The organism is Bradyrhizobium sp. C-145 (genome assembly GCF_023375135.1).
Classification (GTDB): Bacteria; Pseudomonadota; Alphaproteobacteria; order Rhizobiales; family Xanthobacteraceae; genus Bradyrhizobium; species Bradyrhizobium zhanjiangense.
Map to the genome: position 1 here is coordinate 1,783,446 of NZ_CP088150.1, position 24,201 is coordinate 1,807,646.

Annotated in this window: 25 protein-coding genes; 10 read left to right on the plus strand and 15 right to left on the minus strand. The window is 65.4% G+C overall.

Annotated elements, in window-relative coordinates:
- Nucleotides 1-117 precede the first annotated feature (117 nt).
- From flhA to LRP30_RS08385, 7 genes are all read right to left on the minus strand, one after another.
- Entirely contained in the window at nucleotides 118-2,259 is a 2,142-nt protein-coding gene (flhA, locus tag LRP30_RS08355; RefSeq protein WP_164934421.1) for a flagellar biosynthesis protein FlhA, read from the minus strand.
- A 372-nt stretch (nucleotides 2,260-2,631) separates the two neighbouring features.
- On the minus strand, nucleotides 2,632-2,934 hold the full coding sequence (locus LRP30_RS08360; protein WP_249759989.1) for a copper-binding protein: 303 nt from the start codon (nucleotides 2,932-2,934) through the stop codon (nucleotides 2,632-2,634).
- Nucleotides 2,935-2,949: 15 nt separating this feature from the next.
- Nucleotides 2,950-3,405, minus strand: a complete 456-nt coding sequence (locus LRP30_RS08365; protein ID WP_164934420.1) for a cupredoxin family protein — start codon at nucleotides 3,403-3,405, stop codon at nucleotides 2,950-2,952.
- 35 nt (nucleotides 3,406-3,440) lie between these two features.
- A complete protein-coding gene (locus LRP30_RS08370; protein ID WP_249759990.1) occupies nucleotides 3,441-4,778 on the minus strand; it encodes a copper oxidase in 1,338 nt (445 codons plus the stop codon).
- Between the two features lie 13 nt (nucleotides 4,779-4,791).
- Entirely contained in the window at nucleotides 4,792-6,216 is a 1,425-nt protein-coding gene (locus LRP30_RS08375; protein ID WP_249759991.1) for a TolC family protein, read from the minus strand.
- A gap of 9 nt (nucleotides 6,217-6,225) precedes the next feature.
- The gene (locus tag LRP30_RS08380) at nucleotides 6,226-6,510 is read right to left on the minus strand and encodes a hypothetical protein (RefSeq protein WP_128938323.1); all 285 of its coding nucleotides are present in this window, start codon (nucleotides 6,508-6,510) and stop codon (nucleotides 6,226-6,228) included.
- 79 nt (nucleotides 6,511-6,589) lie between these two features.
- Nucleotides 6,590-7,036, minus strand: coding sequence for a hypothetical protein (locus tag LRP30_RS08385; protein ID WP_249759992.1), 447 nt, complete (start codon nucleotides 7,034-7,036; stop codon nucleotides 6,590-6,592).
- 150 nt (nucleotides 7,037-7,186) lie between these two features.
- Here LRP30_RS08385 and LRP30_RS08390 point away from each other — a divergent pair, with 150 nt between their 5' ends.
- The gene (locus LRP30_RS08390) at nucleotides 7,187-8,452 is read left to right on the plus strand and encodes an MFS transporter (protein WP_249761728.1); all 1,266 of its coding nucleotides are present in this window, start codon (nucleotides 7,187-7,189) and stop codon (nucleotides 8,450-8,452) included.
- Nucleotides 8,453-8,507: 55 nt separating this feature from the next.
- Here the strand turns inward: LRP30_RS08390 and LRP30_RS08395 are convergent, their stop codons facing one another.
- Nucleotides 8,508-9,149, minus strand: a complete 642-nt coding sequence (locus LRP30_RS08395; RefSeq protein WP_249759993.1) for a TetR/AcrR family transcriptional regulator — start codon at nucleotides 9,147-9,149, stop codon at nucleotides 8,508-8,510.
- Between the two features lie 252 nt (nucleotides 9,150-9,401).
- Between LRP30_RS08395 and LRP30_RS08400 the strand changes: the two genes are divergently transcribed.
- Genes LRP30_RS08400 through LRP30_RS08410 form a run of 3 tightly spaced genes read left to right on the plus strand, consistent with a single transcriptional unit; the run spans nucleotide 9,402 to nucleotide 13,205 of the window.
- Nucleotides 9,402-9,899, plus strand: coding sequence for a 2Fe-2S iron-sulfur cluster-binding protein (locus LRP30_RS08400; protein ID WP_128935881.1), 498 nt, complete (start codon nucleotides 9,402-9,404; stop codon nucleotides 9,897-9,899).
- On the plus strand, nucleotides 9,896-10,951 hold the full coding sequence (locus tag LRP30_RS08405) for a xanthine dehydrogenase family protein subunit M (protein WP_249759994.1): 1,056 nt from the start codon (nucleotides 9,896-9,898) through the stop codon (nucleotides 10,949-10,951). Before LRP30_RS08400 ends, LRP30_RS08405 begins: the two co-directional genes overlap by 4 nt.
- Entirely contained in the window at nucleotides 10,944-13,205 is a 2,262-nt protein-coding gene (locus LRP30_RS08410) for a xanthine dehydrogenase family protein molybdopterin-binding subunit (protein WP_249759995.1), read from the plus strand. The genes LRP30_RS08405 and LRP30_RS08410 overlap by 8 nt, the downstream gene beginning before the upstream one ends.
- A gap of 211 nt (nucleotides 13,206-13,416) precedes the next feature.
- On the opposite strand, the gene LRP30_RS08415 is transcribed toward LRP30_RS08410, so the two are convergent.
- Nucleotides 13,417-13,965 (minus strand): cupin domain-containing protein, encoded by a 549-nt coding sequence (locus LRP30_RS08415; RefSeq protein ID WP_038972074.1) that lies wholly within the window; start codon nucleotides 13,963-13,965, stop codon nucleotides 13,417-13,419.
- Nucleotides 13,966-14,113: 148 nt separating this feature from the next.
- On the opposite strand from LRP30_RS08415, the gene LRP30_RS08420 reads away from it, so the two are divergent.
- A complete protein-coding gene (locus LRP30_RS08420; protein WP_249759996.1) occupies nucleotides 14,114-15,442 on the plus strand; it encodes an aspartate aminotransferase family protein in 1,329 nt (442 codons plus the stop codon).
- Between the two features lie 69 nt (nucleotides 15,443-15,511).
- Nucleotides 15,512-16,777: a D-amino acid dehydrogenase gene (locus tag LRP30_RS08425; protein ID WP_249759997.1), complete on the plus strand. Its 1,266-nt coding sequence runs from the start codon at nucleotides 15,512-15,514 to the stop codon at nucleotides 16,775-16,777.
- Between the two features lie 229 nt (nucleotides 16,778-17,006).
- Here the strand turns inward: LRP30_RS08425 and LRP30_RS08430 are convergent, their stop codons facing one another.
- Together LRP30_RS08430 and LRP30_RS08435 are read right to left on the minus strand one after the other, a co-directional pair.
- A complete protein-coding gene (locus tag LRP30_RS08430; RefSeq protein WP_249759998.1) occupies nucleotides 17,007-17,657 on the minus strand; it encodes an XRE family transcriptional regulator in 651 nt (216 codons plus the stop codon).
- A 19-nt stretch (nucleotides 17,658-17,676) separates the two neighbouring features.
- A complete protein-coding gene (locus LRP30_RS08435; protein ID WP_164934416.1) occupies nucleotides 17,677-17,814 on the minus strand; it encodes a hypothetical protein in 138 nt (45 codons plus the stop codon).
- A 24-nt stretch (nucleotides 17,815-17,838) separates the two neighbouring features.
- On the opposite strand from LRP30_RS08435, the gene LRP30_RS08440 reads away from it, so the two are divergent.
- Genes LRP30_RS08440 through LRP30_RS08455 form a run of 4 tightly spaced genes read left to right on the plus strand, consistent with a single transcriptional unit; the run spans nucleotide 17,839 to nucleotide 21,320 of the window.
- Entirely contained in the window at nucleotides 17,839-18,597 is a 759-nt protein-coding gene (locus LRP30_RS08440; RefSeq protein WP_128935875.1) for an ABC transporter substrate-binding protein, read from the plus strand.
- 42 nt (nucleotides 18,598-18,639) lie between these two features.
- The gene (locus LRP30_RS08445; RefSeq protein ID WP_249759999.1) at nucleotides 18,640-19,293 is read left to right on the plus strand and encodes an amino acid ABC transporter permease; all 654 of its coding nucleotides are present in this window, start codon (nucleotides 18,640-18,642) and stop codon (nucleotides 19,291-19,293) included.
- On the plus strand, nucleotides 19,290-20,021 hold the full coding sequence (locus tag LRP30_RS08450; protein WP_249760000.1) for an amino acid ABC transporter ATP-binding protein: 732 nt from the start codon (nucleotides 19,290-19,292) through the stop codon (nucleotides 20,019-20,021). The genes LRP30_RS08445 and LRP30_RS08450 overlap by 4 nt, the downstream gene beginning before the upstream one ends.
- A 12-nt stretch (nucleotides 20,022-20,033) precedes the next feature.
- On the plus strand, nucleotides 20,034-21,320 hold the full coding sequence (locus tag LRP30_RS08455) for an FAD-binding oxidoreductase (RefSeq protein ID WP_249760001.1): 1,287 nt from the start codon (nucleotides 20,034-20,036) through the stop codon (nucleotides 21,318-21,320).
- Between the two features lie 40 nt (nucleotides 21,321-21,360).
- On the opposite strand, the gene LRP30_RS08460 is transcribed toward LRP30_RS08455, so the two are convergent.
- The 4 genes from LRP30_RS08460 to LRP30_RS08475 all read right to left on the minus strand — a co-directional run bounded on the left by LRP30_RS08460 (nucleotide 21,361) and on the right by LRP30_RS08475 (nucleotide 24,031).
- Nucleotides 21,361-21,588: a hypothetical protein gene (locus LRP30_RS08460; RefSeq protein ID WP_164934415.1), complete on the minus strand. Its 228-nt coding sequence runs from the start codon at nucleotides 21,586-21,588 to the stop codon at nucleotides 21,361-21,363.
- A gap of 155 nt (nucleotides 21,589-21,743) precedes the next feature.
- The gene (locus tag LRP30_RS08465; protein WP_249760002.1) at nucleotides 21,744-23,333 is read right to left on the minus strand and encodes a gamma-glutamyltransferase; all 1,590 of its coding nucleotides are present in this window, start codon (nucleotides 23,331-23,333) and stop codon (nucleotides 21,744-21,746) included.
- Between the two features lie 278 nt (nucleotides 23,334-23,611).
- Entirely contained in the window at nucleotides 23,612-23,788 is a 177-nt protein-coding gene (locus LRP30_RS08470) for a hypothetical protein (protein WP_164934414.1), read from the minus strand.
- A 9-nt stretch (nucleotides 23,789-23,797) separates the two neighbouring features.
- Nucleotides 23,798-24,031 (minus strand): hypothetical protein, encoded by a 234-nt coding sequence (locus tag LRP30_RS08475; protein ID WP_091884042.1) that lies wholly within the window; start codon nucleotides 24,029-24,031, stop codon nucleotides 23,798-23,800.
- Between the last annotated feature and the right edge of the window lie 170 nt (nucleotides 24,032-24,201).

A 24,201-nucleotide genomic window follows, 5' to 3' on the forward strand; every position in this document is an offset into this window, starting at 1 on the left:
TTATTTCAAAGATGTAATGTGCCCGCGGATTGCCTTTTCGATGCTTGGTCCACAAGGCGCCAGGAGCTGAAAAACCATTTGCCTGTGGCCGAAAAACACACGGCTTCTTAAGGCAAATCAGATGCTTCCGACCGTTTTCAACCTCGCCCTAGGGTGGATTTCGGCCTGCGACAGCACGGTGGTCTGGGCTCGGAACCGTTCCACCAGGGAACGCACGAACGGACGAATTGCGGCAGAGGTGACCAGCACCGGCGCCTCGCCTTCGCGGGCGGCACGCTCGAAGGCTTCGCGCACGGCGGTCATGAACTCCGACAGTTTCGAGGGTTGCATCGCGAGGCTGCGCTCCTCGCCTTGGCCGATGATGGATTCGGCAAAGGCCTGTTCCCAGCGCGCCGACAGCGCGATCAGCGGCAGATAGCCGTTGTAGGAGGTGTTCTGCGCGCAGATCTGGCGCGCTAGGCGGGCGCGGACATGCTCGACCATGGTCGCGGGATTGCGCGAGAAGGCGAGCGAGTCGGCGATGCCTTCGAGGATGGTCGAGAGGTCGCGGATCGAGATGCGCTCGGCGAGCAGGAGCTGCAGCACGCGCTGGATGCCGGAGACCGTGACCTGTCCCGGCACGATGTCCTTGACCAGCTCGCTCTGCTCCTTCGGCAGCTCCTTGAGCAGCTTCTGCACCTCGCCATAGGAGAGCAGGTCCGACATGTTGGCCTTGAGCAGCTCGGTGAGGTGGGTCGAGAGCACGGTCGCGGCGTCAACCACGGTGTAGCCCTTGAGCGAGGCCTCTTCCTTGAGGCTGGCGTCGACCCAGGTCGCGGGCAGGCCGAAGGTCGGCTCGGTGGTGTGGATGCCGGGCACCTGCACCTGGCTGCCGCCGGGGTCCATGACCATGAACTGGTTCGGCCAGATCTTGCCGGAGCCGGCGTCGACCTCCTTGATTTTGATGATGTAGGTGTTGGCCTCGAGCTGGACGTTGTCGAGGATGCGCACCGCCGGCATCACGAATCCCATCTCGATTGCGAGCGAACGGCGCAGCGCCTTGATCTGCTCTGTGAGGCGGTCGGTGCCATCGGGTCCGTTGACCAGCGGCAGCAGGGCATAGCCGAGCTCGATCTTGAGGTCGTCGATCTTGAGCGCCGCCGAGATTGGCTCTTCGGCCGCAGCCGCGCCCGGCGCACCCGGCATGCCCGGAGCAGGCGCGGCCTTGGCGGCTTCCTCGGCCTTGACGGCGGTCTTCTTGTGGTTGCGGGCGTGCCAGGCCAGCGCGCCAGCGCCGGCGCCGAGCGCGAGGAAGGGGATGGTCGGAATGCCCGGCAGCGCCGCCAGCACCAGCATCACCGCCGAGGACATGGCGAGGGCCTGCGGATAGCCGGAGAACTGCTTCATCAGCGCCTTGTCGGCGGCGCCGGAGACGCCGGCCTTGGAGACGAGCAGGCCGGCCGCGGTCGAGACGATCAGCGCCGGCACCTGGGTGACGAGGCCGTCACCGACGGTCAGCAGCGTGTAGCTGCGGCCGGCGTCGGCGAAGGACATGCCCTGCTGCGCCACGCCGATGATCATGCCGCCGACGACGTTGATGAAGACGATCAGCAGGCCGGCGATGGCATCGCCGCGGACGAACTTGGAAGCACCGTCCATGGCGCCGAAGAAGCCGCTCTCGTCCTCGAGTTCCTTGCGCCGCTCCTTGGCGACCTTCTCGTCGATCAGACCGGCAGAGAGATCGGCGTCGATCGCCATCTGCTTGCCGGGCATGGCGTCGAGGTGGAAGCGGGCGGCAACTTCAGCGATACGGCCCGAACCCTTGGTGATGACGACGAAGTTGACGATGATCAGGATGGCGAAGACGATGATACCGATGACGAAATTGCCGCCCATCACGAAGCTGCCGAAGGCTTCGATAACGTGACCGGCGGCAGCCGTGCCCTCGTGCCCGTGCGACAGGATCAGCCGGGTCGAGGCCATGTTGAGCGACAGGCGCAGCATGGTCGAGATCAGGAGGATGGTCGGGAAGGCGGAGAATTCCAGCGGCGCCTGAATGAACAGCGACGTCATCAGGATCAGGATCGAGAGTGTGATCGAGATCGCCAGGAACAGATCCAGCACGATCGCAGGCAGGGGGAGGATCAGCACCACCAGGATGGTGAGGATGCCGAGCGCCAGCGCGATGTCGCCGCGCTTGAGGATCGTGACGACCTCGTTGAGGGAGGGAATCGAGGGCCTTGCTGCGCCTACGCCCTGTCCTGCGGTGACGTCGACCATGGTAGCTGCCTCCCCGCGCGACTGCCGTCCGCGCGCCCCAAACGTCTGCGCGGCGGCCGAAGGGCCGCCGCTCCGAAAGTGAGGCACCGCACTGGCGTCCACGGGGGATCTCCCGTTCTACCCGGCTGACGACACTCGACTTCACCCGGCAATTTTTGCCCGGTGTATGGTTAGCAAAGGGTTAACGGAGGGCGCGGCAGGAGTGCGGGGCGGGTGTTTCGGGCCACCAAGGGTTGTCATTCCGAGGCGCCCGAAGGGCGAACCCGGAATCCATCGTGCTGCAGGTGTTGTGGGGAATTTTCTGATGCGCAATTGCGCATCATAGCTCGCGCCAAGAGGCGCGCCCCGGAATGACGGCTGAGGAGCGGTCGCCTATTTCGCCTTCTCCATCTTCGTCACCGTGTACCCCGATGCCGCCTCCTCGGCCTCGAAGGTCACCTTGTCGCCGACCTTCACCTGCTTGAGCATCGCTGTGTCCTTGACGCGGTAGACCATGGTCATGGGTTCTTCCATGCCGAGGCTCTTGGCCGGCCCGTGCTTGAGCGTGATCTTGCCGGCGCCCTCGTCGATCTTCTTGACCTCGCCACTGATCGAGGCAGCCCCGGCTGCCAGGGCTCCAGTGGCAACGCCTAACGTCAGCGCCAGCGCTGCAGTGATACGGATGATGATGTTCATGGGGGTCTCCATTGCTTACTTCACGGTGACGTGGCCGACCATGCCGTAGTCGCGGTGGTCGGGAATCAGGCACGAAAATTCGAACGTGCCGGCCTTGCTGAACTTCCAGACGATCTCGGCCGTCTTGTTCGGGGCAAGTCGCACTCCGTTCGGATCGTCATGCTCCATGTGCGGATGCTTCTTCATCACCTCGGCATGCGCGAGATTCTCCTTGGGTGTGGCGAGCAGAAACTCGTGATCCTCCTTGCCGACATTGCGCAGCACGAAGCGGATCTGCTCGCCGCGCTTCACGTTGATGTTCGACGGCTCGTACGACATCTCGCTCAGCGCGATCTCGATGGTGCGCGCCGGCTTTTTGGGATCGCCGGGCTCGCCCGCTGAAAAGGACGTGTGGCCGTGATTTTCGTGCGCACCGGCGGACGAGATCGAGAGCGCTGCCAGCGCGAGGACGAATGTGACGGTCTTCTTCATTGTAGTCTCCAGTTGGGGGTGGTTCATCGAAACGCTCACATCTTCATGTGCTTCATCGGGGGGCTGCCTGGTTTTTGCCGTGCCGGCTCTGTGGTTGGCGCCGTGACCTCGTAGGCGACGGTGCCTTTCGGGAATTGGTAGGGCCCGGGATCGCGGTAATCGTCGCGGGCGAGGTCCTCGCGGATCTTCATAACCGTGAACATGCCGCCCATCTCGATCGGCCCGAACTGGCCGGTGCCGGTCATCATTGGCAGCGTGTTGTCGGGCGCGGGCATCTCCATGTTGCCCATCGCCATGCCGGTCGAGCCCATCGCCATGCTGTCAGGCGCGAGCTTGCCGACGGCCTTGGCGAGATCCTTGCGCGACACGCCGATCAGATTGCGCACCTCGTGTCCCATCGCATTCATGGTGTGGTGCGACTTGTGGCAGTGGAAGGCCCAGTCGCCGGGATTGTCGGCGAGCACGTCGAACACCCGCACCGCGCCGACCGGCACGTCGGTCGTCGTCTCCGGATATTGCGCGCTCTCCGGAATCCAGCCGCCGTCGGTGCAGGTCACCGCAAAGCTGTGGCCGTGCAGGTGGATGGGATGGTTGGTCATGCTGAGATTGCCGATGCGCACGCGCACCTTGTCGCCGAGCCTGACCGGCAGCGGATCGATGCCGGGAAACACCCGCGCGTTCCAGGTCCACATATTGAAATCGGTCATCTCATTGACCAGCGGCAGATAGGTGCCGGGATCGACGCGATAAGTGCTCATCACGAAGACGAAGTCGCGGTCGACGGGCCGGAAGTTTTGATTGCGCGGATGCACGACGACCATGCCCATCATGCCCATCGCCATCTGCACCATCTCGTCGGAATGCGGGTGGTACATGAAGGTCCCGCTCTTCTTCATCTCGAACTCGTAGACGAAGGTCTTTCCCGGCTGGATGTGCGGCTGGGTCAGCCCGCCGACGCCGTCCATGCCGCTCGGAATGATCATGCCGTGCCAGTGCACGGTGGTGTATTCGGGCAGTCTGTTCGTGACGAAGATGCGGACCTTGTCGCCCTCCACCGCCTCGATGGTCGGGCCCGGCGACTGGCCGTTATAGCCCCACAGATTCACCTTCATGCCTTCGGCGAACTCGCGCACCACGGGCTCGGCGACGAGATGGAATTCCTTCCAGTCGCCGTTCATGCGGAACGGCAGCGACCAGCCGTTCAGCGTGACCACGGGGCGGTAGTCCGGACCGCTGATCGGGTGCAGCGGCGGCTGCATCACCACCTTGTCCATGTGCGGGGCCTCCGGAATCGACGCGGCCTGGACGCGGCCGCTGATGGCTGAGGCGCTGGCAAGCGCGGCTGTGCCTAAAAATCCTCGGCGGGAAAACATGTCGGCCTCCATGTCAGTGGCCGCCATCGGCAGGCGCTGCCGCGGCGATGGTGGTTGGATTGTCGCTGCCGGCCGCAGGCGAGCGGCCGCCGTTGACGACGGTCTGCAGGTCGGATTGGGCGAGGAAGAACCTTTGCTTTGCATCGATGGCGCCGCGCAGCGACGCCAGGCGCTGCCGTGCCTCGGTGAGCAGCGCAAAAATGTCGACCTGCATGCTGGAGAAGCGCAGCTGCATCTCCTCTGTGATGATCTTTCGCAAGGGGATGATCTCGCGCTGGTAGTGGCTGGCGATGTCGTAGCTGGAGCGATAGCTGCGATAAGCGTCGCGTGCTTCCGAACGGACGTTGACGGCGCGCTCGGTCAGGCGGTTGAAGGCGAGATTGTAGGTTTCCGCCGCCTGGCGCACGCGGACCTCGCCGCCGTCGAAGATCGGGATCTGGAACTGAACGTCGAAGCCGCGCTCGCGGAACGGCGCACCTTCCGGATCCTGGGTGCGGCGGGAGATGCCGGCGAGATCGAGCAGGGTGACGAAGCGCGTCGCCTCGGTGAGATTCAGCGATTTCGCCAGCGCCGTCAGCTCCAGCCGCGCGATCTGCAGGTCAATGCGATGGGCCACCGCGTCGGTTTCGATCGAGGGTAAGGCCAGCGCTCGGCGCGGCAGCGGCGGCAACGCGTTCGGCAGGCGGAAGTCGAGGCCGCCGTCCCACAGCCCCATCAGGCGTGCGAGCCTTTCGCGTGCGCTCGCTGCCGTCTGCCGTGCGGTGGCGAGGTCGGCGGTGGTCTCGGCGTAAAACACCTGCTCGCGCGCCTGGTCGAGCTTGTTGAGCGAGCCGGTTTCGCCGAGCTTGACCGCGAGCTGTGCGGTCGATTCCGCCGTCGCCTTCGCGTCCGTCAGCAGCACCACCATCTCGTTGCCGGCAACGGCGCGCCAATAAGCGCGGCGGACGTCGGCGGCGAGCCGCAATGTTGCCAGTGCCGCGCGCAATTGGGCCTGGCGAAAACGGTCGCGGGCGATGTCGGAGCGGAACGGCAGGGTGGCGAGCGCGAGGATGTCACCCACCACCTGGCGCTCGATCTCGCTGGCGCCATTGCCTGAGATCCGCGAGATCGAGAACACAGGATTGGGCGGCAGGCTCTGTTCGACCAGATCGGTCTCGGCCAGCGCCAGCTCATTGTAGGCCGCTTGCAGCCCCTTGTTGTTGAGCAGCGCGATCTGCACGGCAGTGTCTGCGGTCAATGTCCGCGACAGCAGCTGGCGCATGCGCCCGTCAACTGCGCCCTCTCCCTCGCTTGTTCGCACGAAGGCGACGTCCTTGCTGATGCTCTGGCTCGTCAGCTCCGAGACTGTCGTCATGCCGCTGTCGGGCGAGAACGCGGCGCAGCCGGACAGACTGAGCGCAGCGAGAACGAGCAGGCTTCGCGCGAAATGATGTGCCATGGCGCGCTCCTACCGGTCTTGCTTCGGCTGCGGCGCGACATTCTCGTTGCGCTCGCGCCATGGTGCCGGCGTCGCCGGCCGCAGGCTGCTGTAGGGCGCGATCGTGGAACGATAGATGGTCGGCGCCACCTTGGCCGCGGGATCGGCAGGATCCGCGGCGGCGATGTGTGTCGTTGCGGGCATGCAGCCGGCCAACGCCAGCGCAATTACGGTCAGCAGCGACCAACTAAATAGAAAATGTCGTCCACGCGCCGCGGATGCGGCGGCGGACTTCGCCCCGGAAAGCGTCAACATGATTCATCCCTGATCTGTCCGTAAAGACCACAGGTTCGCGCGCGCAGACGCGCGCTCGGCCTGACGTCGTCGCGTCAGATCAGGCGATGGGAGGGCGGTAGTGCAGGGGCGGCGGCGCGCTGTGCAGGCTGGCCACGATCTCGGGCGCGCAGGCGGAGATGGGCTGAAGCGGCTTGGCGACGCTGGGCAGATCGGTCGGCAGCGCACTCACGCACATCATCCCGCAGCACGGTCCGGTCGTGCCCTTGCCGCCATGATGATGCGGAGCGGGCGCGTCCTGCGCAGCGGTCTGGTGATGCGCATGCGCTCCCGCGTGGTCATGCGAGGGAGCGCCATGCTGATGGCTTGCCTGCATCTGGTGGTGCGCCGGCGCGAGATCGGCGAGCGGGGCCTCGTCCGCAAGACACGGTGCCGGACCGCTGCCCCAGGCGAGCGCTGCTGCGGGCGCGAGCACGCAGAACAGATAGGCGAGGGCAACGAGGCGCCCCACCCTGATCCGCATCGATCGTGTCAATCGCAACAGCATTCCGCCGACATGTTCCCCGCGCGGCAATGTTGCACACGCTGATTGCAAACTAGTGGCAAAACCCGCGTTCGCCAAGCTCCTTCTTACCGCAGTGCACCGCGCATGCCCAATATCGCGCCACGATGCTTGACCATGTGGCAATCAACGAACATGGTCCGTTCCGTGCACGCGCCAAATCATCCAGGACAAACCCCGGCTTCATTCACCCCTGATTCGCGTCAGGCCTGGATGCGCCTGGTCATTGCGCTCCTGATCGGCTCGATCGGCGCCGTCGGCATGTGGGCCGTCGTGGTCGTGATTCCCGTGGTGCAGACCGAATTCGGTGCCACACGCGGCGCGGTGTCGCTGGCTTTCACGCTGATGATGTTCGGTTTTGGGCTGGGCGGCGTGATCGCCGGCAAGATCACCGACCGGTTCGGCATCGTGCCGGCGATGGCGATCAGCATCGCCTTTCTCGGCATCGCCAACGTGCTCGCGGGGCTGTCGACGCAGCTCTGGCAGTTCGTGGCGGCGTATTTCCTGATCGGGCTCGGCACCTCCGCGACTTTCGCGCCGCTGATGGCGGAGGCCTCGCATTGGTTCGAGCGCTATCGCGGACTTGCCGTGACCATCGTCGCCAGCGGCAATTATGTCGCCGGCACGATGTGGCCGCCGATCGTGAGCTGGGGCATGCAGACCGCCGGCTGGCGCTACACCCATATCGGCATCGGCCTTGTCTGCGCGAGCGCGATGGCACTTCTGGTCCTCGTCCTGCGCGCGCAGATGGGCGACGACCATATCCGCGACCATGCCAATGCACCGCCGCCGCGGGTCGATCTCAAGCTGTCGACCAACATGCTGACGGTGCTGCTCTCGATCGCCAGCATCTCCTGCTGCGTCGCCATGGCGATGCCGCAGGTGCATATCGTCGCCTATTGCGGCGATCTCGGTTATGGCGTCGCGCGTGGCGCCGAGATGCTGTCGTTGATGATGGGCTGCGGCATCGTCAGCCGGATCGGGTCGGGCTATCTCGCCGACAAGATCGGCGGCATCCGCACGCTGCTGGTGGGATCGCTGGCGCAGGGCTTTGCGCTGGTGTTCTATTTGTTCTTCGATAGCCTCACTTCGCTTTATCTGATCTCGGCGATGTTCGGCCTGTTCCAGGGCGGCATCGTGCCGAGCTATGCCATCATCGTGCGCGAGGCGATGCCGGCGAGCGAAGCCGCAACGCGCGTCGGCATCGTGATCTTCGCGTCCGTGTTCGGCATGTCCTTCGGCGGCTGGGTGTCGGGCGTCATCTTCGATGCCACCGGCTCGTATGCCGCGGCGTTCGCCAACGGCGTGGCGTGGAACGCGCTGAACATCGGCATCGTCGTATTGCTGCTGATCCGCTCGCGGATGTACGCGACGAAGACCGGCCCGGGCTTCGCGACTTAGGCCTCCCGTCCAGCTTTCAGCAGCGAGCCTCCGGTGATCTTCTGGTCGCCGTCGGCTATCGCTTGCGCTTCGCGACGGGCTTCGCAGGTTTGGCAACGGCACGCGGCTTGGCTTTCGTGACGGGCTGCACCCGCAGCCCGTCGATGAACACGTCGAGGAGCCGCAGCGCCGTTGCCTGCCAGCCGGGCTGGTCGTGGATGTAGCACATGCCGAAGAACGCGCGCAGCAAGTCCTCGGCACTGATGTCGGCGCGCATCTCGCCGGCCGCGACTGCGCGGTCGAGCAGCGAGCCGGTCGCCTTCGTCAGCCGATCGAACGAGAAGGCGTGCAACTCGGACCCGCTCTGCACCGCGAGCGCCAGGGCTGCCATCATCCCCTTCTTGGTGGCGACGAATTCGACACCTGAGCGCAGCCAGCGCCTGAGCGCATCGACGGGGTCCTTGGCGTTCTTCAGCTGTTCGGCGAGTTCGCTGAGCTGCTCGACCTCGCGCCGGTACACCGCCTCGAACAGATCCTCGCGCGTGGGAAAATGGCGGTAGAGCGTGCCGATGCCGACGCCCGCGCGTTTGGCGACCGCTTCCAGGCTCGCTTCGGGGCCGCCCGCGCTGAACACCAGCTTCGCCGCTTCGAGCACGCGCTCGCGATTGCGCACGGCATCGGCGCGGGGCTTTCGGGTCTGGTCGGTGTGGTCGTCCATATCAGGCAATGTAGATCACGAATTGGTTAGATTGAACACTTCTTGAACCCTTGGCGAGCTGCATCGCGTTGTACGCGCATGGGCTTTTGACGAATTCCAAAATATTTTGGGTGCCTCTTGTTAAGCGGAGGGTGCCTCCGTATCTTCGCTCAAGTGTTGGCTCGATCATGTTCGGGCGACGCCACGTTGACGGCGGCCACGGCGGTGGCGCGCTGCACGACTAGTCATGTCCATATCTGATCGGAGCCTTGTATGAACCACTCCATCAGCCTCACCGTGAACGGTGCGCGGCGCGAATTCGTCCTCGACGATCCGCGCGTCACGCTGCTCGATCTTCTGCGTGAGCGCCTTCATCTGACCGGAACCAAGAAAGGATGCGACCGCGGCCAGTGTGGCGCCTGTACCATTCTCGTCGACGGCAAGCGCATCAACTCCTGCCTCGCACTCGCCATCAGCCATGACGGCGCCGACATCCTCACCATCGAAGGCATTGCGCGCGGCGACCAGCTTCATCCGGTGCAGGCCGCCTTTATCGCCCATGACGGCTTTCAGTGCGGCTTCTGCACCCCCGGCCAGATCATGAGCGCCATCGGCATGATGAGCGAGGCGCAGGCCGGCAACGATCCCGAGCGCATCCGCGAATGCATGAGCGGCAATCTGTGCCGCTGCGGCGCCTATGCCGGCATCGTCGATGCCGTGCTCGACGCGCAAGGACGCATGGACGAATCCAATCAGAGGCGCTCCGCATGAAACCGTTCGATTATGTCAGGCCCGCCACGGTCGCCGAGGCCGTTGCCGCCGCGGCCCAGCAGGGCGCCGTCTATCTCGCCGCAGGCACCAATCTGCTCGATCTGATGAAGGGGGGCGTCAGCCGTCCGGATCGTCTCGTCGACGTCACGCATCTCAATGGGCTCGACGGGATCGAGCGCCTCGCCGACGGGGCGTTGCGGATCGGCGCGCTCGTGAGCAACGCCGATCTCGCTCATGACACCGAGTTCGCGAGATCGTATCCCGCGGTCGCCGAAGCGCTGCTCTCCGGTGCATCCGCGCAACTGCGCAACGCCGCGACGGTCGGCGGCAATCTGTTGCAACGGACGCGCTGCGCCTATTTCTACGACACCGCGAGCCGCTGCAACAAGCGCGAGGCCGGCAGCGGTTGCGATGCGCGTGAGGGCGAGAACCGCAGCCATGCCGTGCTCGGCTGGAGCGAGAACTGCATCGCCACGCATCCGTCCGATTTCTGCGTGCCGCTGGTCGCACTCGACGCCGTCGTCGAGATCGAGGGCAGGAACGGCCGGCGCGAGATCGCGCTCGACGAGCTGCACCGCCTGCCCGGCAATACCCCGGAGCGCGAGTCGGCGCTCGAAACCGGCGACCTCATCACTGCGGTGCGCCTGCCGCCTGCGGCGCGCGGCTTTGCCGCGCATGCGCGCTACCTCAAGGTTCGCGAACGTACGTCCTATGCCTTTGCCGTGGTATCGGCTGCGGCCGCATTGCGGATCGAGAGCGGCAAGATCGTGGAGGCGCGGCTCGCGCTTGGCGGCGTTGCGGCAAAGCCCTGGCGTGCGCGCGCCGCGGAGGATGTTCTCAGGAACGTCGCGCCCACGGCCGACGCCTTCCGGGAAGCCGCCAGCCGCGCGCTCACCGATGCAAAGCCGTCCGGTGACAACGCCTTCAAGATCGAGCTCGCGCGCCGCATTCTCGTGCGCGCGTTGACGCTGGCCGCAGCCGGTACGCCCGCGCGCCTGCCGGCGCTGCCGGCCTCTCCCTTTGCCTCGACCTCCGGAGCCATCCATGCCTGAGCTCAACCTGACCAGTGCGCCCGCCCATCTGCGCCACGGCTCGAATATCGGCCAGTCGCTGACCCGCCGCGACGGCATCCTCAAGGTCAAGGGGCAGGCGATCTATGCCGCCGACAATCATCCGCCCGGCATGCTGTTTGCGGTGATGGCCGTCGCCAGCATTTCGCGCGGCCGTGTGATCTCGCTCGATGTCGCCGCTGCCAAGCGCCATCCCGGCATCGTCGACGTCATGACGCCGGACCACAAGCCGCAGCTCGCGGTCGACCCGGAGATCAAGACCAATCCATTCGTGTTCCGGATGGAAGTGCTGCAGAGCAATGAGGTCCGCTACGCCAATCAGCCGATCGCCGTCGTGATCGCCGAGACGCTGGAGGCCGCAACGGAAGGCGCGGCGCTGCTGGCGCCGCGTTACGAGACGCTGCCCGCGCTGATCGGTCTCGATGCCGGCGAAAGTTTCGTGCCGCCGGTCGTCGGCGTCGGCAATCCCGCGGCGCATCACCACGGCGATGTCGAGGCGGGCCTGGCCTCAGCCGAGAAGCAGATCGACGCGGTTTACGAGACGCCGCCGCAATATCACAACGCGATGGAGCCGCATGCGATCGTCGCCAGCTGGAACGGCGACAAACTGTCGGTCGACATGCCGACCCAGGGTTTGACAATGTCGCTGGCGCGTATCGCCGAATTGTTCGGCATCGCGCACGACAAGATCCACATCCGCAGCCCTTTCCTCGGCGGCGGCTTCGGCTCCAAGGGGCTGATGGCCGGTCCACCGACGCTCGGTATCATGGCGGCCAAGCTGGTCGGCAGGCCGGTCAAGCTCGTGTTGCGCCGTGAGCAGATGTACGGCCCGGTCGGCCATCGCGCGCCGACGCGCCAGCGGCTGCGCATCGGCGCCGACGGTGAGGGGCGTCTGACGGCGCTCGATCATCACGCCAGGACCGTATCGAGCACGTTCGATGATTTCTACGAGCCCGCGGCCGGCGCCTCGCACTCGCTCTATGCAGCCCCTGCAATCCGCACCTCGCATGACGCCGTGCGTGTCAACACCGGCACGCCGTTGTTCATGCGCGCGCCCGGCGAGGCGACAGGATCGATCGCGCTCGAAAGTGCGATCGACGAGATGGCCTGGGCTTGCGGCATGGATCCGCTGGCCTTTCGCCTCAAGAACTACGCCGAGGTGGAGCCGATCACCGGCAAGCCCTTCTCCTCGAAAGCGTTGCGCGCCTGCTACGAGCAGGGCGCGGCGCGCTTCGGCTGGGCGAAGCGCTCGCTCCAGCCACGGCAGATGCGCGACGATGCCGGCCTGCTGGTCGGCTGGGGCATGGGCACCGCGACCTTCCCGGCGCTGATGTTCCAGGCCGAGGCCCGCGCGGTGATCCGTCGCGATGGCTCGGGCGTGATGGAGATCGGCGCGCATGATATGGGGCAGGGCGCCTGGACGGCATTGGCGCAGATTGCCGCCGATGCCGTTGGTCTCGATATGGACCACATCACGTTCAAGGCCGGCACGTCCGACCTGCCCGACGCCGGCATCGCCGGCGGCTCGGCGCACACCGCGACCGCCGGCGCGGCGATCCACAGCGCCGGCGCGGCCGTGATCGCAAAGCTCGCCGATCTCGCAACCAATGACGAGCGCTCGCCGCTGTACGGTGCCGGCAATGCCGGCGTGGTCGCGCGCGACGGAAAGCTGTTTCGGCGCGACGACCTGGGCCGCGGCGAGAGCTATGTCGAGATCCTGGCACGCGCTGGCGTCTCCGAGGTCGAGGCGCGCGGCACCGGCGCGCCGAACCCTGCGGCGATGGAGGAATACGCGATGCACGCCCACGGCGCGGTGTTCGCGGAGGTGAAGGTCGATCCCGAGCTCGGCCAGGTCCGGGTCACCCGCATGGTCGGCGCCTTCGCGGCGGGACGCATCGTCAATCCGCGGATGGTGCAGAGCCAGCTGTTCGGCGGCATGATCTGGGGTCTGTCCTTCGCGCTGCACGAGGAGGCCATCACCGACCGCCGCAGCGGCCGGATCATGAACGCCAATCTCGGCGAGTACCACATCCCCGTGAATGCCGACGTGCCGCCGCTCGACGTGATCACGGTCGAGGAGCACGATCCGCACGTCAATGCGCTCGGGATCAAAGGCGTCGGCGAAATCGGCATCACCGGCAGCGCCGGCGCGGTCGCCAACGCGGTCTGGCATGCGACCGGCGTGCGTGTCCGCCGCTTTCCGATCAGGATCGAGGAGTTGTTGACGCAGCTCTAGCTGCCGTCCCGGAACAAAGCGGCCCCGGAGTGCCTAGGAGTCCGGGGCCATAGCCTCAGCACCTTTTGCGCGAGGCTGCTCGGCTACGTGATGACAGTTAGCCCAGGTTCGGCCAGCGGACATTGAGGTGGCTCAAGCGCGCTGAGAATTCGAGCGGGACCAAATTCCTTGAGTTAGTGCAAGAAGGCTGGCGGGCCGACGCGGGCTCGCTTCAGAACGTCGGCGGCGTGCAGGCCGAGATCACTTCGCACGGCTTGCCGCCGACGCAGCGGAAGCGATGCGGGCGGCGGCTCTCGAAATAATAGGCATCGCCCGGATTGAGGATCCGCCGCTCGTCCTCGACTGTCACTTCGAGCTTGCCCGAAATCACGATGCCGCCTTCCTCGCCGTCATGGACGAGGTGGACGCGCCCGGTATCGCTGCCGGGCTCGTAACGCTCCTTCAGGATCTGCAGGCTGCGGCCGAACAGATTGTCGCCGACTTGTTGGTAGGAGATCGGCTTCTTGCCGACCTCGGTCAGCTCCTCCGCGCGGTAGAAGATCTTGCGCCTGGACTCCGGCTCCAGCGCGAAGAACTCGGCGAGCCCCATCGGGATGCCGTCGAGAATGCGCTTGAGCGCGCCGACAGACGGGTTCATCTGGTTGGATTCGATCAGCGAGATCGTCGAATTGGTGACGCCGGCTCGCTTTGCCAGCTCACGCTGCGACAGCTTGTGGCGCGCCCGGATGAATCGCAGCCGTCCACCGATGTCGACGCTCATGCCTTGGTCTCGTGTTGCAGGTGTTGCGGATCGCGCAAATATGGACCGACAGCCCTAGTGAAATCAATGGTTTGCAGCTGATCAGAAAAGGACTTGTTGCGCCTTATGAGCCGTGGCTCTGGTAGCAGGTCAGCAAAGGAGCGCGGCCGTGACCCTTCATCAGATTCCGAACACTATCAAGACCGACTCGTTCTGGATGCCGTTCACGGCCAACCGGCAGTTCAAGAAGGCGCCGCGCCTGTTCTCCTCCGCCGAGGGGATGCACTACACCACCGTCGACGGCCGCAAGGTGATCGACGGCTCCGCGGGCCTGTGGTGCGTCAATGCCGGTCACGGCCGCAAGCAGATTGCTGCTGCGGTCGAGCGGCAGCTCATGACGCTGGACTTCGCACCGTCGTTCCAGATGGGCCATCCGCTGGCGTTCGACTTCGCCGAGCGGCTCGCCGAGATCGCGCCGAAGGGCCTTGATCGCGTCTTCTTCACCAACTCCGGCTCCGAATCGGTCGACACCGCGCTGAAGATCGCGCTCGCCTATCACCGCGCCAACGGCCAGGCCAGCCGCACCCGCCTGATCGGCCGTGAGCGCGGCTATCACGGCGTCGGCTTCGGCGGCACCTCGGTCGGCGGCATGGTCGCCAATCGCCGCGCCTTCGCGACCCTGCTGCCGGGCGTCGACCACATCCGCCACACCCACGATCTCACCCGCAACGCCTTCGCCAAGGACCAGCCTGAGCACGGCGTCGAGCTTGCCGACGATCTCGAGCGTCTGGTGGCCCTGCACGGTGCCGAGACCATCGCCGCCGTCATCGTCGAGCCGGTGCCGGGCTCGACCGCGGTGCTGCCGCCGCCGAAGGGCTATCTGCAGCGCCTGCGCGAGATCTGCGACAAGCACGGCATCCTCCTCATCTTCGACGAGGTCATCACCGGTTTCGGCCGCCTCGGCACGCCGTTCGCCGCCAACTTCTTCGGCGTCACGCCGGATCTGATGACGACGGCGAAGGGCATCACCAACGGCACCATTCCCTGCGGCGCGGTGTTTGCGAGCCGCAAGGTGCATGACGGCCTGATGGTCGGCCCCGAGAATCAGATGGAGCTGTTCCACGGCTACACCTATTCGGCGCATCCGACCGCCTGCGCCGCGGGCATCGCGACGCTCGACATCTACAAGGATGAAGGCCTGCTCACGCGCGGTGCGTCGATCGCCGAATATTGGCGCGATGCGCTGCATTCGCTGAAGGGCCTGCCGAACGTCGTCGACATCCGCAATTGCGGCCTGATGGGCGCGGTCGAGCTGGCGCCGCGCGGCGGTGCGGTCGGTGCCCGCGGCTACGACGTCATGGTCGATTGCTTCAACACGGGCCTCTACCTGCGCATGAGCGGCGACAGCTTCGCGATGTCGCCTCCGCTCATCGTCGAGAAGAGCCATATCGACCAGATGGTCTCGATCCTCGGCGACGCCATCAAGAAGGTGGCCTGATAATTGCTCCCGCGGTTCACGGAGTTTCTTCTTGCAGCGGCGCATGATGCCGCGGGAGTTTGACCAAGCGTGAAAGTCTTGATCCTCGGCAGCGGTGTCATCGGTGTCACCTCTGCCTACTACCTCGCGCGTGCCGGCCATGAGGTGACGGTCATCGACCGCCAGCCCGAGCCTGCGCTGGAAACCTCGTTTGCCAATGCCGGCGAGGTGTCGCCGGGCTATTCCTCGCCCTGGGCCGGCCCCGGCGTGCCGGTAAAGGCGATCAAATGGCTGTTGATGAAGCACGGCCCGCTGGTGATCCGGCCGAAGCTCGATCCAGTGATGTGGGTCTGGCTGCTGAAGATGCTGCGCAACTGCACCAGCGCGCGCTACGCGGTCAACAAGAGCCGGATGATCCCGATCGCGGAATACAGCCGCGATTCCTTGCGCGATCTGCGCCGGGACATCGGCATTCAATATGACGAGCGCTCGAAAGGAACGCTCCAGCTGTTCCGCTACCAGGCGCAGCTCGACGGTACGGCCGAGGACATCGCCGTGCTCAAGCAGTACGGCGTGCCTTTCGAGGTGCTGAGCCGCGAGGGCTGCATCGCGGTCGAGCCGGCGCTCGGCGGCGTGAAGGAGAAGTTCGTCGGCGGGCTTCGCTTACCGCAGGATGAGACCGGCGACTGCCACATGTTCACGCAGGCGCTGGCCAAGCATGCCCAGGCGCTCGGCGTGCGCTTCATATTCAACACAGGCATCGACCGCATCGTCACCGATGGCGCGCGTGTCAGCGGCGTCGCGACCAGTGCCGGCCTGTTACAGGCAGACGCTTACGTCCTCGCGCTCGGAAGCTGGTCCTCACGGCTCGTTGCGCCGCTTGGCATCTCGCTGCCGGTCTATCCGGTGAAGGGCTATTCGATCACGGTGCCGATCAAGGACGCCACGGGCGCGCCGGAATCGACCGTGATGGACGAGAGCTACAAGGTTGCGATCACCCGCCTCGGCAATCGTATCCGCGTCGGCGGCACCGCCGAAATCTCCGGCTACTCGGACAAGCTCTACGATGCGCGCCGTGCCACGCTGGACCATTCGCTGACCGACCTGTTTCCGCGCGGCGGCGATCTCGCCAAGGCCACGTTCTGGAGCGGCCTGCGTCCGATGACGCCGGACGGTCCGCCCGTGATCGGCCCGACGCAATACGCCAATCTCCACCTCAACACCGGCCACGGCACGCTCGGCTGGACCATGTCCTGCGGTTCAGCGCGCGTGCTCGCGGACATGCTGTCGGGCAAGAAGCCCGACATCGACGTGAGCGCGCTGGCGGTGGACCGGTACAAACATCGGTTTGGGTGACGGTCTCTCCGCGCGTCATTGCGAGCGCAGCGAAGCAATCCAGTATCCGTCCGCGGAAACCGTCTGGATTGCTTCGTCGCAAGGGCTCCTCGCAATGACGGCGTGGAGGCAGCGCGCCCTTAATCTATCACCGTCACCCTGAGGCATGAGCGCGGCGGCGCAACAGCGCCGCTGAGCGAGCCTCGAAGGATGCACGGAGCTGAGAATGTGCGCGTGGAAGGAGGGAAGCTTACGCCCCCGTCACGCAGTTCACCCACAGCACCACCGTCTTGGCATCCTGCGCCGGATTGGAAAACCGGTGCGGCCGCCGGCTCGCAAACCTAAAACTGTCGCCGGTCTTCAGCGACCATGTCTCGCTGTCCACCGTCAGCATCATCTCGCCTTCGAGCACGAGGCCGGCCTCTTCGCCGTCATGGGTGTAGAGCTCGTCGCCGGTGGAGCCGCCGGGCTCCAGATGCACCAGGAATAGATTGAGCTTGTTGTCGGCGCTCGCCGGGCTCAGCAATTGCTTGGATACGCCGGTGCGCCAGAGCTTCAGCTCGGGGCGCTCAAGCCCACGCGTCACGACCTGGTCGGATCCGCCGTCAGCGCTCGGGCTCGCGCCGAACAGCGCAGCGATGCCGACGCCGAACACGTCGGCCAGCGTCGCCAGCACACGCAGCGAGGGTGATGACAGGCCGCGCTCGATCTGGCTGAGGAACCCGATCGACAGAGAGGTACGCGCCGCGACCGTTTCCAGCGAAAACTGCCTGACGCGCCGGAGGTCCCTGATGCGGCGGCCGACTGCGACGTCCATCGCGGGCTCTGCGGGTCTGGTGACAGCCTTGGTCCTGGCTTTGGCCTTCAGCTTCTTCGCCGGCCTCGCGGCCGGTTTGCGCATTCTTTTGCCACCGCTCACGTCAGATCGCTTCCTTCATGTGCATGAAAACCGCTTGCGCGATCCGCGAAAGTGTGACCAAATTTTCATATTGGTGAAAATAGGCCGAAACGGTCTGGCCCGCAACGTCTGATCCCATGACACGCGCCAGCGCCGCCATCGGCCAGACCCAAAGGGGGATGCGATGAAGCGTTTTGGTCTGGCCGCGATCGCGGCACTCGCAATTGCAGCCGTGGTGCCGGCTTCGGCGCAACAGGTGCTGAAAGTCGGCTCGACCCCGACGGGCATTCCCTTCACCTTCCTCGACACCAAGACCAACGCCATCCAGGGCATCATGGTCGATCTCGTCACCGAGATCGGCAAGGACGCCGGCTTCAACGTGCAGATCGAGCCGATGCAGTTCTCGGCGCTGATCCCGTCGCTGACCTCGAGCAAGATCGACATCATCGCCGCTGCGATGTTCATCACGCCGCCGCGGAAGGAAGTCGTCGACTTTTCCGACCCGATCTACACTTACGGCGAAGGCCTCGTCGTGCCGAAGAGCGACACCAAGGCCTATGCCACGCAGGACGACCTGAAGGGCGAGACGGTCGGTGCCCAGGTCGGCACCGCCTTCGTCGATGCGCTGAAGAAGTCCGGCCTGTTCGCCGAGGTCAAGGCCTACGACACCATCCCCGACATATTGCGCGACGTGAACACCGGCCGCCTCAAGGCCGGCTACGCCGACTATCCGATCCTCGCCTACAATCTGAAGCAGGGCGGCTTCCCCGAGGTGCGCCTCGTCGACGGCTACAAGCCCGTCACCGTCGGCTCGGTCGGCATCGGCGTTCGCAAGGGCGAGACCGCGCTGCTCGGCAAGATCAACGCCTCGCTGGCGAAGCTCAAAGCCAATGGCACCATCGCCAAGATCCTCGATAAATGGGGCCTGAAGGCGCAAGGTTGATCGTCAAAGTCTGATCAATAGAGACCGGTCGAAGGCTGCCCGATGAAAGGCTTCTGGCGCGACGCCGTCGAGTTCTTTCCGATCCTGCTGAACGGCGTTGCGCTGACGATCATCGTCACGGTCGGCTCGCTGCTGCTCTCGACGATGCTCGGCCTCGTCTGGGCGATGATGCGGGTCTCCGGCATCAAGGTGCTGTCGATGCTCAGCGCCAGCCTGATCAACGTGATCCGCGGCATCCCGATCATCGTGCTGTTGTTCTATCTCTACTTCGTGATGCCCGATCTCGGCGTCACGCTGTCGGCGTTGCAGGCGGCGATCCTCGGGCTCGGCATCGCCTATTCGGCCTATCAGGCGGAAAATTTCCGCGCCGGCATCGAGGCGATCGACAAGGGCCAGATCGAGGCGGCGCAGACGATCGGCATGGGCTGGTGGCTCACCATGCGCCGCGTGGTCCTGCCGCAGGCCGTCCGCATCGTGCTGCCTCCTTACGGCAACGTCATGATCATGATGTTGAAGGATTCGTCGCAGGCCTCCACCATCACGGTCGCCGAGCTCGCGCTGCAAGGCAAATTGATCGCGTCCTCGACCTTCAAGAACACCAGCGTGTTCACCCTTGTTGCACTGATGTACCTCACCATGAGCATCCCGCTGATCCTGCTGGTCCGTCACTTCGAGAAGCGGGCTGGCAAGCGATGATCGAGCTGAACGACGTCCACAAGAGCTTTGGCAAGGTCGAGGTGCTCAAGGGTATCAATGCGTCGGTGCAAAAAGGCGAGGTGGTTTGCATCATCGGCCCGTCCGGCTCGGGCAAGTCTACAATCCTGCGCTGCATCAACGGGCTGGAGAGCTACGACCGCGGCGAGATCAGCGTCGAAGGTCTGAAGGTCGATCGCGATGCACCGTCGATCGTGGCGATCCGCACCCAGGTCTCGATGGTGTTCCAGCGCTTCAACCTGTTCCCGCATCGTACGGCGCTCGAGAACGTGGTCGAGGGACCGCTCTATGTGAAGAAGGAGCCGCGTGCGCAGGCGCTGGAGCGCGGCCGCGCGCTGCTCGCCCAGGTCGGGCTCGCCGAGAAAGCCGACTCGCATCCGCCGCAACTCTCGGGCGGCCAGCAGCAGCGCGTTGCTATCGCGCGTGCGCTTGCGATGCAGCCCAAGGCGATCCTGTTCGACGAGCCGACCTCGGCGCTCGACCCCGAGCTCGTCGGCGACGTCCTCGGCGTCATGCGCAAGCTCGCCGACGACGGCATGACCATGGTCGTCGTCACCCACGAGATGGGCTTTGCCCGCGACGTCGCCGATCGCGTGCTGTTCATCGACGGCGGCGTCATCGTCGAGCAGGGGCCGGCCAAGGCGCTGCTCAACCAACCCCAGCATCCGCGCACGCAGGACTTTCTGCGCCGTGTGCTGCATCCGCTCTGATCGGTCTTTGCCATGACCACGCGCCTGCCTCTGCCGCCCTCGCTCTACGCCGACACCGCCGTCGCGCCGGTCGCCACGCCGCCGCTCGACGTCGACAAGACCGTCTCCGTCGCGATCGTCGGCGGCGGCTACACCGGCCTGTCCACGGCGTTGCACCTGGCCGAGCAGGGCGTCGAGGCGCTGGTGCTGGAGGCGCAGGAGCCCGGCTGGGGCGCGTCCGGCAACAATGGTGGCCACACCAATCCCGGACTGAAGCACGATCCCGATCAGATCGAGGCCGATTTCGGCGCAGATCTCGGCGGCCGCATGATCGAGTTCTCCTACGGCAGCACCAACTTCACCCACGAACTGATCCGCCGTTACCAGATTCCCTGCGAGGCGCGGCAGAACGGCACGCTGCGCGCGGCCTATAACGAGGCCAGCGCCGCCGCGATCGAAAACACCGCGCAGCAATGCATCCGCCGCGGCATGCCGGTGTCATTCCTGAACCGCGAGCAGTTGCGCGAGATGACCGGCACCGACCGCTATATCGGTGCCATGCTGGACACGCGTGGCGGCGATCTGCATCCGCTCAGCTATGCCCGCGGCCTCGCGCGCGCCGCGATCTCCGCCGGTGCGAAGGTTTTTGGCGAGACGCCGGCGCTGTCGCTGCGCCGCGATGGCACGCGCTGGCGCATCGAGACGCCGCACGCGATCGTGCATGCCGAAAAAGTCCTGCTCGCCACCAATGGCTTCACCGACGATCTCTGGCCCGCACTTCGCCGCACCATCGTGCCGGTGTTTTCCTCGATCGCCGCCACCGCGCCGCTCCCGGACGCTATCGCGCGCGCGATCATGCCGACGCGTCCCGTGCTCTACGAGAGCGGCCACATCACGGTCTATTACCGCATCGATCAGCAGAACCGCCTGTTGATGGGCGGCCGCGGCCCGATGCGCTGGATCAAGTCGCCCAACGACGTCGCCTACCTCATGCGTTACGCCGAGCGGCTATGGCCGCAGCTCAAGGGCGTCGCCTGGACGCATGGCTGGAACAGCCGGCTCGCGATCACCGCGGATCATTATCCGCATGTGCATGAGCCCGCGGAGAACATCCTGATCTCGCTCGGCTGCAACGGGCGCGGCGTTGCGCTCTCCACCGCGATGGGGGCGCAGCTGGCGCGGCGGCTGATCGGCGGACCGAAGGTGGAAATCGATATGCCGATCACGGGCATCAAGCCGATGCCGATGCACGCGTTCTGGCCGATCGGGGTGACTACAGCGGTGATCACGGGTCGGGTGAGAGATCGGTTAGGGATATAGAAACGGCGCTGCCGAGGCAGCGCCTTGCTCGATGCAATGTTCAGCAGCGGCCCTGTTTCCACAGGCCGGGCGGGCAGCCCATGCCGCGCCAGCCGACCTTGCGCCCGTGGTACCATCCCGGCGGCGTGCCATGGTAATGATAGCCCATCGCGTGGCCACGACCGTAGCCGTGCCCATGTCCATGCCCGCCCTTGGCCAGTGCAGGGCTGGTCAATGTGAGACCGGCCGCAACCATCAGCGACGCGGCGAGCGCAAGTTTCTTCATCATGTCCTCCACTGGGGCGAGCGCACTTGTCCGTTCACTGAACGAACGGCGGGTGGGTAAGTTCCCTGCGAATGTGGAGGAGTCATGACGCTCGCGGAGATTCGCAATCGCGCGACGGCTCAACGAGCGCTGGCACAAGCTCGCATCGATCCGTGCGCTCAGCCTTCCACCACCGCTTCGGCCCACGGTTGGAAAATCTCGACCGCGCCCGAATTCGTGTCGCCCTGGCGCATCACCACGCTCGGGCAGGCGAACTTCATCGGCAGTGCCTGCACCTGCGTCTCCTCATAGTCGAACCGCGCCGCCAGCGTCTTGCGCGCGTCCGCGGGCAGGCGGGCATCGCCGATCACGACCGCGCCTTCGCTGGCGTCGATGCGCGGCTGGTGGATGGCGGCATCGAGGTCCATGCCGAAATCCATCGCAAAGGACACGAGCTGCATCACCGCCGGCAGGATGCGGCGGCCGCCGGAGGCGCCGACCGCGAGGCGCCTGCCGTCCTTCGTCTCGGCGATAACGGGCGTGTAGTTGGTGAGACAACGCTTGCCAGGGGCGAGCGAGTTGGTGGTAGCAGGCGTCGGATCGAACCACATGATGCCGTTGTTCATGGGGATGCCGGTGTGCGGCGTCACGTATTTCGAGCCGAAGGTGGAGAGCAGCGTCTGGGTCACCGCGGCCATGTTGCCGTGACGGTCGACCACAGAGAAATGCGTGGTGCAGGCCGGCGCCAGATATTCCGCCCCGAGCGAGCGCTTGCCGTCGGCATCGCCCATGTCGCCCAGCCGCTGCCGGTAGGCCGATTGCAAAGCGAGCGCGTATTCGCTGTAAGCGGCCGCATCCGGCGCGGTGCCCGGCTTCAGGTTCTGCTGCAACAGGCGTAGCGCATGCGCCATCGTCGGCCCTGCCGTCAGCTCCGGCGTCGCAAACACCTTGCCGCCGCGATAGGGGATCGCCAGCGGCTCGCGCAGGTGGCTGCGGAACGCGGCGAGATCCTCCACCGACAGCGAACCGCCATCGGCCTTGATGTCGGAAGCGATGCTCTTGGCGAGATCGCCCTGGTAGAAGTCACGAGGGCCGGCCGCGGCGAGATGGGCCAGCGTCGCCTTCAGCTTGTCCTGCGGCAGCCGCGTCTCGGCCTTGATGCCCCAGGGCGCATTCGGCGGCAGACCGTCCTTCAGGAATATCTCCGCGCTGGCGGGATAGCGCCGGAGATCGGTGGCCGTGCTCGCGATCATCAGCGTCGTCCACCAATCGACCAGCAGGCCTTCGCCGGCGATCGTCGCTGCGGGCACGACCAGATCTTTCCAAGGCATCCTGGCGTGGCGGCGATGCGCTTCCTCCATGCCGGCGACGACGCCGGGCACCGCGATCGAGCCAGGCCCGTGAATGTTGCGATCATCCTTCACCCGCGGCCAGGGGAACAGGTCGGAGGCCGCGCCTTCGCCCGTGATCGGATAATCGGTTACGCGCAGGCTCTGCGGCGCGCACATGCCGTAGTCGATCACCTCGTAGCGATTGTCCTTGGCGCGGTAGAGCACCATCGCGCCGCCGCCGCCCATGCCGCTCATCCAGGGCTCCAGCACGTTCAGCGCAAACGTCGTCGCGACGATGGCGTCGACGCAGTCACCGCCCGCCGCCAGCACCTCTGCGCCAACCTCGGCGGCCCGGCGCGATTGCGCGGCGACGATGCCGCCCTTGGTTCTGACTGCGGGTTTGCGGATCTGTTGGGCGCGGCTGAACTGGTGAGGCATGTTGTCGTCTTGATGTTTGTCGTGGCTTTGCTGCGTTAACGTCGAGGCTCCGCAATTGGCGAAGCCCGCGGACAATGGCACATTGCCGCCAACGAGAACATCGAAAGCGGGCGCGACATGGCTGGTGAAACAGGCGCGGGATGGGAGGATACTGGTTCGTCGCGACCAGGCTAGTCCCGGGCATCCATATCTTCCGCGGGTGCTCCAAAAACGTGGATGGCCGGGACAGGCCCGGCCATGACGACGGAGATCAATGGGAAAGCGACGAGCCGGAGCGCTCAGAGTGGGCGGGTCAGCCGGCTCGCCTGATATTTGGCGCGCCATTTCGGGCCAGGGCCGCGCATGTAATGAAGCTCGGGGCGGTAAGGATCGCCTGCGACCCTCATCAAGGTCTGCCATTTGGTGGCGACGAAGCTCAGGGGGTGGCGGAGCAGGGTCAAGGGAGCGAGCAGCATGGCATCACCTCAATGCGGCTTGCCGAGCATGGCCGTGAAGGGGAGATCGAAAATCTCCTCGCCATCGTCGTCGCTGACATGGATCACCCAGTCGCGCCAATCCTCGTTGCTCGGCGTCAAGATCATCGACCGCATGATCTGGGCGGCGCGGTCGCGGGCCTCGGTGAGATTGGAGACGGCGGCGCCGTAGCGATCGATCAGTGTGCCCTCGGTATTGGAGCAGTGAAAATAGACCTGGACCATATACGCCTCCTGTAGGGAGCGATTGGGATGGCAAACTGATACCACCCGAGGCATTCGCGAAACATTCGGGTCGAACCCGGTAAGGGAATTTACGGAGATTGGTCGCCTCCGAGGTCGTTACAGGTTTAATCACAGGCGGGTGATGATCAGCTGGACCGCGCTTCGGCGGC